General features: G+C 39.6%; 8 protein-coding genes. All 8 read right to left on the minus strand.

The features are described from left to right. Positions 1 to 55: 55 nt before the first annotated feature. The 8 genes from miaA to miaB all read right to left on the minus strand — a co-directional run bounded on the left by miaA (position 56) and on the right by miaB (position 11,354). Positions 56 to 958: a tRNA (adenosine(37)-N6)-dimethylallyltransferase MiaA gene (gene miaA / locus ACIQ7N_RS03135; protein ID WP_402930252.1), complete on the minus strand. Its 903-nt coding sequence runs from the start codon at positions 956 to 958 to the stop codon at positions 56 to 58. Next, positions 945 to 1,859 (minus strand): alpha/beta hydrolase, encoded by a 915-nt coding sequence (locus ACIQ7N_RS03140; protein WP_402930254.1) that lies wholly within the window; start codon positions 1,857 to 1,859, stop codon positions 945 to 947. Before ACIQ7N_RS03140 ends, miaA begins: the two co-directional genes overlap by 14 nt. A gap of 3 nt (positions 1,860 to 1,862) precedes the next feature. Then, a complete protein-coding gene (locus ACIQ7N_RS03145) occupies positions 1,863 to 3,509 on the minus strand; it encodes a glycerol-3-phosphate dehydrogenase/oxidase (protein ID WP_402930256.1) in 1,647 nt (548 codons plus the stop codon). Between the two features lie 189 nt (positions 3,510 to 3,698). Beyond that, complete coding sequence (gene mutL, locus ACIQ7N_RS03150) at positions 3,699 to 5,582, minus strand: DNA mismatch repair endonuclease MutL (RefSeq protein ID WP_402930258.1); 1,884 nt, start codon at positions 5,580 to 5,582, stop codon at positions 3,699 to 3,701. A 14-nt stretch (positions 5,583 to 5,596) separates the two neighbouring features. Beyond that, positions 5,597 to 8,176, minus strand: coding sequence for a DNA mismatch repair protein MutS (mutS, locus tag ACIQ7N_RS03155; protein WP_402930260.1), 2,580 nt, complete (start codon positions 8,174 to 8,176; stop codon positions 5,597 to 5,599). Positions 8,177 to 8,295: 119 nt separating this feature from the next. Beyond that, positions 8,296 to 8,910, minus strand: a complete 615-nt coding sequence (gene cotE / locus ACIQ7N_RS03160; protein WP_323652642.1) for an outer spore coat protein CotE — start codon at positions 8,908 to 8,910, stop codon at positions 8,296 to 8,298. 461 nt (positions 8,911 to 9,371) lie between these two features. Beyond that, entirely contained in the window at positions 9,372 to 9,809 is a 438-nt protein-coding gene (locus tag ACIQ7N_RS03165) for a YlbF/YmcA family competence regulator (protein WP_323652644.1), read from the minus strand. Next, positions 9,810 to 11,354 (minus strand): tRNA (N6-isopentenyl adenosine(37)-C2)-methylthiotransferase MiaB, encoded by a 1,545-nt coding sequence (gene miaB / locus ACIQ7N_RS03170; RefSeq protein WP_402930263.1) that lies wholly within the window; start codon positions 11,352 to 11,354, stop codon positions 9,810 to 9,812. Positions 11,355 to 11,690: the final 336 nt, after the last annotated feature.

Raw genomic sequence — 11,690 nt, forward strand, 5'->3', positions numbered from 1 at the left:
ATTCCTATAGTAGCATGTTCTACCAATTTAGCAATTAGTAATTTTTAGAAATTAATTAAAGTTTTTCGCCATTATTAACAAAATATACATCCATTTTGTTGCGGAAGTATGTTAGCTGTCTTTTCGCATAGCGGCGAGAATTTTGCTTCAAGCTGTCAACGGCTTCTTCTAAAGAACATCTTCCATCAAGGTAATCATATAATTCCTTGTAGCCGATTGCTTGGATTGACTGTACACCTCGTATATTTTGCTGCCATAGGCCTTTTACTTCTTCTAAAAGTCCTTTTTCCATCATTATATCAACACGGCGGTTAATACGATCATAGAGCACCTCACGTGACATATTTTGTCCAAGCCCTATGATTACATGATTGTAAAGTGGTACTTCTCCACGATTTTGTGCTTCGGATGCCTTTGACACGCCACTAAGCTCAATCATCTCTAATGCACGTATAACACGGCGAGTATTATTTGGATGAATCGTCTCTGCTGTTTGTGGATCAAGTTTTTTAAGCTTAGCATGCATTGCCTCTGGACCTAATTTCTCCAGTTCTGCATAATAGGCTTTTCGTGCCACCTCATCTACCTGCTCCTCTGTAAATTGAAAATCATAGAGTACTGCCTGCACATATAAACCCGAGCCCCCTACAATAATCGGTAGCTTACCGCACGCTTGAATTTCTGCAATTTTAGCTCGCACTAATTTTTGATAGTCTGCTACTGAAAAAGACTCGGTTGGCTCTTTGAAGCTTAGTAAATGATGGGGTACACCCTCCATCTCTTCCTCCGTAATTTTCGCTGTTCCAATATCTAATCCTCGATAGATTTGCATGGAGTCACCGTTGATAATTTCGCCATTATATTTTTTTGCTAACTCAATGCTTAGTGCCGTTTTCCCAGAAGCAGTTGGCCCTACGATTGCTACAACCTCTGCCTGCTGTAGTTTATCTTGTATCATATTTTTCTAACCACCGTAATAAAACTTGATAGACTGCCTCTTGATTGTCCTCGTTTAGGATTTCATGGCGCTTATCCTCAAATAAGTAAACCGTGACATCCTGTATGCCCGCTTCTGCCAATTGTTGTGCGACAGTGTAAACACCTTGGCCTTGTTCTCCGACTGGATCCTTACTACCACTTATTAATAATATAGGTAAGTCTTTTTTTGTTTTTGCTATCTCTTTTTTACGATTTAACGACATAAAACCTGTTGTTAAATCCACAAAAAATTGGTTTGTTGGAATAAAGCCGCAATACGGATCATCTATATATTTTTGTACCTCGTCTTCCGCTGAGCATAACCAGTCAAACGTAGTCTTCGAATTCGGGAACTGTTTATTAAAGCTCCCAAAGCTCAGCTTATTTAATAACCTGCTCTCCGTATCTTTACCCAGTTGTTTAGCCAATACTTTTGCTACTAAATTTCCCATCGTATGCAATGTTGTAACGTTTCCTGTTCCACAAAGAATGACATTATCCACTTGATCGCTGTACAATTGAATATATCTTCTAGTAATGAACGATCCCATACTATGACCAAATAAAATCAATGGTACATCTGTAAATTGTTCATGTAATATTGTTACTACTTCATGTACATCCTCTACGACGCGATCGAACCCATTTTCTTCAGCAAAAAAACCTAGTGTGCCATTATAGGCTGCTGTTTCTCCATGCCCTCGATGATCATGCATTGTCACTGCATAACCAGCTTCGTTTAGGCTATTTGCAAATGTAACATATCGTCCACTATGCTCCGCCATACCATGTAAAATATGAATATGACCAATACATGGCTTCAATGGCTTTAATGTCCGAGTAAACAGAAAATGGCCATCTGACATTTCAATATAACGCATTGCCTACACTCCCTCCTCCGCAAAATTTGTTGCATCTACAATAGCTTGCTCTAGTTGTGCGACATAAGTATTTCTTTGTGACTCTGTATAGTTAAAATGTTGTTGCATAACTTGAATGACCTGCTGTTTATAACGTTTTACCGCATCAATATCGAAGTATAATAAGCCTGTTCGACGGATAAAGAAATCACTTGGTGTGTACACCATTTCCGCTTCTATGCCATAAAGTAGCATGGCATGTAAGGCTAAGGGCATCGTACTTCCATGTTCATGCAAATATTTCACCTGGTTATACAATGCATCAACATTCGTGCCATATTTTTGTACAAGCTGTTTTGCTTCATCATAATTTAGACCGTACTGAACGCCCTCTTTCGCTTTATAAGTACAATAATCAGTGAAATTAATGGCATTAATGCCTTTTGCACCAGAAAGTGATAACTCACGTGTTACACATGAACTTGCATGCTTATATTTATGTGTTTTCACAATTTTATCAACGATTGACTCTGCCATTTGACGGTAGCCCGTTAGTTTGCCACCCGCAATCGTCATTAGTCCACTCGGAGCCGTCCATATCTCATCTTTGCGTGAAATTTCCGATGGATCCTTCCCTTTTTCAAAAATAAGTGGACGCACACCTGCCCATGACGATTCAATCGTATCTCTTGAAATATTTGCCGTTGGAAAGACAGTTTTTGCAGCAGCAATTAAATAATCAACATCCTCAAGGGTAGCGACGGGATGTACAGGGTCTCCCTCGTAAACTGTATCTGTTGTCCCTACATAGGCTTTACCATCACGTGGAATAGCAAAGGCCATACGCCCATCCACTATATCAAAATAGACTGCTTGTCGTAATGGAAAATCCTTTTGGTCAAGGACAATATGGACTCCTTTTGTGAGACGTAATTGCTTTTTGTCTGCTACTTTATCCTTGTGGCGAACCTCGTCCACCCAAGGCCCAGTTGCATTGACAATTTGCGCAGCATGTACTTCAATCGTTTTCCCTGTAATATGATCCTTCACTTGTGCCCCAACAAGCTTTTTCTTCTCATATAAAAATTCGGTCATCTCCGCATAATTTAGACAAAGCGCCCCATATTCAACAGCTTTTTTCAGCACTTCAATTGTCAGACGGGCATCATCTGTCCGATATTCTACGTAGTAGCCACCACCAATAAGCTCATCTCGATTGAGTAATGGCTCTAGCGCTGCCGTTTCCTGAGCGTTTAACATTGTTCGACGTTCGTGCTTTTTCACACCTGCTAATCGATCATATACCTTCAGTGCCATTGATGTTGTAAAAGGTCCAAGTGAGCCCTTCTTATATAATGGTAGTAGCATCTTTTCAGGAGTTGTCACGTGAACAGCATTGTCATATACAATTTCACGCTCACGCCCAACCTCAGCTACTACACCTACTTCAAGTTGCTTTAAATAACGAAGTCCACCATGAATAAGCTTTGTTGAGCGGCTTGATGTGCCAGCAGAAAAATCCTGCTTCTCAATCAAAGCGACTGATAGCCCTCTAGATGCTGCATCAAGTGCAATGCCAGCACCTGTGATGCCGCCACCAATGACTAAAACGTCAAAGCTATAGTGCTCTAATAACTGCATAATTTTAGGACGATGTTCGAATGAAAACATAACTTTTTCCCCCATTAGCTATAATTTAAAAATACGTGTAACCTCTATTGCGTATGCTAGCCTGTATAACTAGCAATAACTTTAAACATTATGCTATACCAATAAAATTCCTTTATGCAGCATGGACTATTCATATTGCTCTTGAATAGTCCCTTTTAATACCTTTCAATAAATTGGCAGGCGTTACATCTACATTACTCGTTTAAACATTTTTTCCACTTCATACGTTGTAAAATGTATCAACACTGGACGTCCGTGTGGACATGTAAATGGATTGTCAGCATTGCGTAAATCTAGCAGTAACGTATCCATTTGCTCTTTCGTTAAATAATGATTGGCCTTTATCGACTTTTTGCAGCTCATCATAATCGCTGCCGCCTCACGTAATTTTTTGACGTCCGCCTTTTTAGTTGTTAGTACCTGTTCAATTAAGTCCTCAATAATTTCTTGTTCTTCTCCCTTAGGGAACCAGCTAGGATGCTCCCTCACTACAAATGAAGCCTGTCCAAATTCCTCTAAAAATACGCCAACAGCTTCTAACTCCTTACTATTTTCTCTTAGTATAAGAGCTTCGTCAGCAGCATAATGGAAGGTCAATGGCAGCAATAAAGCCTGACGCTCATTTGGGTTCACCTGACCGACCTTTTCACGGAAAAATTCATATTTAATACGCTCCTGAGCAGCATGCTGATCAATTAAATAAAAGCCATCCTCCATTTGTGCAACAATATACGTGCCGTGAATTTGCCCTACCACCTCAAGCGCAGGGAATGGTTCTTTAGTAGGCTCATCCTCTAGTATTTCCACTGGCTCCTCTAGCTTCAATTCTTCAGGAGGATTCATTTCTTCAAGAGGATTCTCCATCACTGCTGTCGGTTGCCAGCTATCTTCAATGGCAGTAGGAACGGATTCAGGTTGTGGCACTCTAGGATCTATTGTGTTCGATTCCTGCACTGTTTGCACATCATACAGTTTTTCTACAATAGCATTCATTTTCTCCACATTAAGCTTTGGTGCAGGTTTCCAAATATTTAACTGCTCCGTCGCAGGCTTTACCACTTTCTCCTTCTTTTCCATTAGCGGTACCCGAATAACATTGCGGATTTTCTCTCGTATTGTTTCTTCAATTAGCTTAAGAAGCTCAGGCTCCTTACTTAAACGTATTTGGTGTTTGGCAGGATGAACATTGACATCCGTTAAATAAGGATCACCCTCTATGTAGAGCGCAACAATCGGAAAACGTTCAATTGGCAAATACGTATGATAGGCGTCGACAATCGCTTTTTGTACCAAATAATGCTTCACCCAGCGACCATTTACAAACAATGACATATAGTTTTTCGAAGCTCGAGTGACCTCAGGTAGTGATACGAAGCCAGAAATTTTATAATCATGTGATTCACCATTGAATGACACCATTTTTTTCGCATTATGCACACCGTAAATGGCTGCTAATACTTGTTGTACGTCACCTCGTCCATTCGTTTGTAACAACTGCTGACCGTTATGCAATAATCTAAACGCAATTTGTGGATTTCCGAGTGCAAGACGGTTCATCAGATCAATTGTATGCCCAAGTTCGGTCTGTATTGTTTTCATATATTTTAATCGAGCAGGTGTATTGAAAAATAGCTGTGCCACTGTAATATCTGTTCCCTTGCGCAAAGGGCCAGGTTTATGTGTAGCAATATGCCCACCCTCAAGCTCTAAATACGTTCCTGATTCACCATTAGATGTAATAAGCGTCATTTTTGACACCGATGCAATGGAAGCTAAGGCCTCACCACGGAACCCGAGAGTACGAATACGAAATAAATCGTGTTCTTGATGAATTTTACTTGTCGCATGGCGAGAGAATGATATTAACGCATCCTCTTCATCCATACCACTACCATTATCAATTATTTGAATTGAAGTGAGGCCCGCTTCTAGTAAAAAAACATCAATGGACGTACTTCCTGCATCAATGGCATTTTCAACAAGCTCTTTAACTACAGAGGCTGGTCTTTCAACTACTTCCCCTGCCGCGATTTTATTGGACAGCCACTCGTCCATAATTTGTATTTTTCCCATAGCGTATCACTCCTTTACTTTTTTGTGTTTACTAGTTGCTGCTGTAATTCGTATAAAATATTCATCGCTTGCATTGGTGAAGTGCCAAGAATATTTACTTTTTCTAGGTTTTTCAGCACTTCTAACTCTGCTGGAGAGATTGGTTCTCCCTCCGAAAATAGTGACATTTGCACTGGCTTTTCAACAACTTCCTGTACCACGGCTACTTTGTTTTCTGCTTCGTTTCCGGCCTCGAAGTTTTCAAGCAATACTTGTGCTCTTGTTAAAATTTCCTCTGGCAATTGCGCAAGCTGTGCTACATGAATTCCGTAAGATTTATCGGCAGCACCCTTTTTCACCTTATGCAAAAAGACAACCGTGCCATTTTTTTCAGTAGCAGATACGTGTACATTTTGCAGTCGAGGAAGCTCCTTTTCGAGTGCCGTTAATTCATGATAGTGAGTTGAAAACAGTGTATTTGCCCCAATTTTGTCATGGATGTATTCCATCATAGATTGAGCAAGGCTCATACCATCATAAGTAGATGTCCCACGACCAATTTCATCAAACAGCATTAAACTATTTTTTGTAGCATGCGTAATGGCATGCTGAGATTCTAACATCTCCACCATAAATGTTGATTGTCCCGCAGCTAAATCATCCGCTGCACCGATGCGTGTAAAGATCTGATCTGTAATTGGTAATCTAGCTTTTTCAGCCGGCACATAACAGCCCATTTGCGCCATGACAACAATTAGTGCAACTTGACGCATATACGTACTTTTACCGGACATATTCGGACCTGTAATAAGCATCATATTGTTATTTTCCTCAAGTACACAATCGTTTGGTACATACATTTGCTTATTAAGCATCTTTTCAACAACCGGATGGCGCCCTTCAATAATTTCTAGCGAACGTCCGCCATGAAACTCCGGCTTTGTAAAACGATATTTCTCTGAAACACTTGCAAAGCTTACTAGCACATCTAGCTCACTAATGCTCGCTGCTAACGCTTGGACACGTGGAATAAACGTCTTTAATTCATCACGTATTTTCACAAATAAATTATACTCTAACGTTAAACTCTCTTCCTCGGCATTTAAAATTAATGCTTCTTTTTCTTTAAGCTCTTGTGTAATATAACGCTCGGCATTGGCCAAAGTTTGCTTACGCTCATAACGTGTTAAATCAGCTAAATGGATATTAGACTTCGTAATTTCAATATAATAGCCAAAAATTCGATTGTAGCCGATTTTTAAGTTTTTAATGCCCGTTTTCGTCCGTTCCTCTTGCTCTAGCTGTGCAATCCAATCCTTCCCATTACGAGAAGCATAGCGTAGTTCATCTAAGCGTGCATCATAGCCATCACGAATGACATCACCCTCTTTTATTGTAATTGGTGGATTGTCTGTAATAGCTCGTGCTAATAGTGCCTCTACATCTGCACACGTATCAAGCGCCGCGCCTAGCTTTTGCAATGTTTCTTTAGCGGTACCAAGTAGTTGCTGCTGAATGGTAGGTACTTGACGCAATGAATCACGTAGCTGCGCTAAATCTCGTCCACCAACATTACCAAAAGCTACACGTCCCGCTAAACGCTCTAAATCATATACTTGTTTTAAAGAGGCTTGTAGCTCTGTTCTTACAAAGTATTCCTCTAATAAATCAGTGACGTATGCTAATCTTTCTTCAATGGCTGCACGTGAAGCAAGAGGTTGGTGTAACCATTGCTTTAATTTGCGCCCTCCCATTGCTGTCACTGTATCATCTAACAACCATAAAAGTGTGCCTTTTTGATCTCCACCGCGAATAGATTGAATAAGCTCTAAATTACGCTTAGAGCTAGAGTCAATACGTAAATAATTTTTCATTTCATTGTAAGTAAATGCTTGAATATGTGATAATGAACGCATTTGTGTTTTATCAATATAAGCGAGCAAACGAAGACATGCAATTTGTAAATCATTTGGCACCGCCTCTAAATAATGTGCGGCTTTAGCCATTGTCATTTCATCTGTTTCAATAGAAAGGACGATACCCGCGTTTACTGCATGCTCTGCTAATAGAAGCTGCAAACTTTCCGTTACAATTAATTCACGAATACCATATGCCTGCATTTGCAATAACAGTGCCTTACCGTCACCCTCAATCGAGGAGGCTACCGCTTCACCTGTAGATAAGTCTAAATAAGCGTAGCCAAATGTCATATCGTCAAGTTGTTCCGCAGCACCAATAAAATGATTGGTTTTACCATCAAGCGACTTACCTTCCATGATCGTTCCTGGTGTAATAAGCTGAACAACTTCACGTTTTACTACACCCTTTGCTTGCTTCGGATCTTCTGTTTGCTCACAAACAGCAACCTTATAGCCCTTTTGCACAAGAGTTTCAATATAATTTTTTGCCGAATGATGTGGAACACCACACATTGGAATACGCTCTTTTGCACCTGCATCTCGGCTCGTTAATGTAATTTCTAAAAGTTGAGAGGCATTAATAGCGTCCTCAAAAAACATCTCGTAAAAGTCGCCTAATCTAAAAAATAAAAAGGCATCCTTGTAATCTTCCTTTACCTGCAAATACTGTTGCATCATTGGTGTATATGTTGTCATTTTAAAAATTCCCTCGCTCTAACCATATAGATATTTTTATTATAACAAAAGATACATGCGAAACGCTTAATTCATCTTTTTTAAGATGTTAGCGCTTCGCATGTATAGAATGTTTAGTATTATCTTTGTCTTTCATCAGGAAACGATGAGGACTCTAAAACATACCTGCCTTCTTCACTGGAGCTAGATGATGAGCTGGAACTGGAGCTAGATGAAGACGAGGAGGAGCTCTCATCAAAATTCCATTCCTCTTCGAAATCTAGTGGATGTACGCTAATGCAAATCGTCGTTTCTCCCATTACCTCTACAACTACTTCACGTTCTACTACGATTTCAAACTTCGTACCACATGGAGAGATAATCGCCTCTATGCAGTTTGGCTCTTGAATAACACGTACACGAACATCATCACCAGTACTCACTTCGCCTTCTCTAAAAGAAAGCTTCACTTTGTCTTTATAGTGCACCGTTTCAGAAAATACTGCTGTTTTCGAATGACTACTATAGGCATACCATACGTTAACATCAAATTTTCCCGATACTTCTACAAATTTACCGACTTTTTTCGCGGAGCAAGTATGATTGATAACCCAGCAACCGAGAATACTCGTCGGTTTATTCGATGGACTTAATGTTACACGTTCTTCCGTTCTCTTCTTCCCTTTGGCAACTACTGCTCTCGTCACGATTTGTCGTAAACGTTTCAGCGCAATTCCTCCTTTGACTCTTTTCACTCCATCATATGCAGGTAGCGCCTATTGGGTGAACATATATTTTTAAGAATCAAATTACTGACTTTTTCATACTATGTTGTCTGAAATGCGCTAATTTCCAAGAGCATTATTCAATTATGCCTCGGCATAATTGCCGCTGTCGCGTAGAATACATTTGTAGCTGTGGGCTTTGCTTTCGCTACAGAGAATATTTGCCGCTGTCGCATCGCTTTCGCGCAGTATACATTTTGCAACGCGTACGGAATCGTCTTTGTACTTAGTCCTGCATGAGGGTAAACACGATGCCGGTCATTTCGGTAATACTAAAGAACATGGCGTTCTTAAACTAAGTTTCTCTATTCAGAGGATGTCTTTTGTCCCGAAAGAATAGCAACAGGTACGGATATTTGGACACCACTGAAAGAAGTTAAACACATAAAAATAGCCCGAATGCAGCATTCGAGCTATTACTTTTATTTTATTTATGAGCAGCTGCCTGGTGTTGTATTGGCAACGTATGAGCCAGTTTCTCCACGAAGTAAATCTCCACCAGTTGAACGAACAATCTCATTTGTAACATTGTTAGCAATTGTGTTCGAAACTAATTGCAATAAATCATTTACATCAACTTGGGATTCTTTAAATTGTTGAACCACTGGGATTGAGTTAATTTCTTCTTCAATTTTTTCGATTTTATCTTCAATTAATTTAAGCGCTTTTTCTTTTCCTAAGTGTTGGAAGTTAACAGCTTGCTTCTGTAGGCTTTTTAGGCTTGCAATACGCTCACGTACAAATTGGTTTTCATTAATTTGTGCTTCGGCTTTTTTGAAAAATTCAACCTCTTGCGTATTGGCAATCATATGCGCAATTTCGTGTGACTTCTTGATTAAATCATCTTTTGTATACAATACTTGTGACATTTACGCTTCCACCTTTTCATTTTTTACTACTTCTATGAATTCACCACTTAGTGAATAAGAAGTGGCCTCAACTATTTTTACCTTCACTAATTGACCAATTAAATCTACTGGCGCTTTAAAGTTTACAAGACGATTTTTACGCGTATAGCCAGCTAATACATCTTCGCGTTTTTTACTTGTACCTTCGACTAAAACTTCTACTATTTCACCTTTCAAGCCCTCTAATGCTTTTCGAGAGTACTCCCCTACAACTTCATTTAATCGTAGAAGACGTTCTTTTTTCACTTCTTCAGGTACATTATCCACCATTTTTGCAGCAGGTGTACCCTCGCGAGGAGAATAAATATACGTAAAGGCCATTTCAAAGCCTACTTCACGGTACAAGGATAATGTCTCCTCAAATTGCTCCTCTGTTTCATTAGGATAGCCTACGATAATATCAGTCGTTAGTGTTACTTCCGGAATAGCCGCTTTAATTTTCGCTACTAATCCAAGGAAATGCTCACGTGTATACTTACGAGCCATAATTTTTAGCACATCATTTGAACCAGATTGTACTGGTAAATGAATATGCTCAACTAAGTTACCACGTTTTGCAAGAACTTCAATTAAATGATCATCGAAATCACGTGGATGACTCGTTGTAAAACGAATGCGTGGAATATCGATTTTTCGTAATTCATCCATTAAATCACCAAGTCGATATTCAATATCCTCAAAATCCTTGCCGTAAGCGTTGACATTTTGCCCTAGTAGCATAATTTCTTTATAGCCAGCAGCCGCTAATTCACGAACTTCAGCAATGATTTCTTCCGGACGACGACTACGCTCCTTACCACGTGTATAAGGTACAATACAATACGTACAGAATTTATCACAGCCGTACATAATATTTACCCAAGCTTTAATGGACCCAAGACGTTTTTTCGGCAGATTCTCAATAACATCGCCTTCTTTGGACCAAACCTCAATGACCATTTCCTTAGACATATATGCTTCTTTTAAAATGTTCGGTAAACGGTGAATATTATGTGTACCAAACACCATATCGACATGTGGATAACTTCTTAAAATTTTATTTACAACAGATTCTTCCTGTGACATACAGCCACAAACCCCAATAAGCATCTCTGGATTTTTACGTTTATATTTTAGTAGAAAGCCCAGTTCTCCAAATACTTTGTTTTCTGCATTTTCACGAATAGCACACGTATTCAGTAACACGACATCAGCTTCATCAATCACCTCTGTAGGCGTATAACCTAGCTGCATAAAAATCCCAGCCATCACTTCCGTATCATGCTCGTTCATTTGGCAGCCATACGTACGAATATAAAAAGTACGCCCCGTACCCATACCTGCAAACTCTTCTGCAATGTTAAAGTCCTTATGGTACTTAACTTCTTCTTTCCCACGTTTTTTAGCATCTTTTAATGAAGGTGCCGTAAAGACCGTTTCAAAATATTTACTATAATCCTTTTCAGGCTTGTCTTCTTTTTTTGGTTGATTGACTTGTTGATTTGCTAAGCGTTGTTCTTCATTCATTGCAATCAGGTAACTCCTTTCAAACGAATTCCATACATTTGAATTCCCATTTTACTATTATACTGAATAATTGCTACATCCTACAAGGTTTGCGTACTAAATGTCGCGGTTTAGACTTAATTGCACGTTGGCTAGATGACTATTCTCATTAGGATGCAGGAGGGAAATCGTCTGTTGTTTGCAGGGGGAGGGGGGGATCCGTCACTTCGTCTGTTCTTTCCGTCACCTGGACCATTCCTTCCGTCGCTTCGCCAGTTCTTTCCGTCGCTTTGATCTCTTTCCGTCACCTCGTCTGTTCCTTCCGTCGCTTTGATCTCTTTCCGTCACTTAGTCTGT

This window comes from Lysinibacillus sp. NPDC095746 (genome assembly GCF_044763535.1).
GTDB lineage: Bacteria > Bacillota > Bacilli > Bacillales_A > Planococcaceae > Lysinibacillus.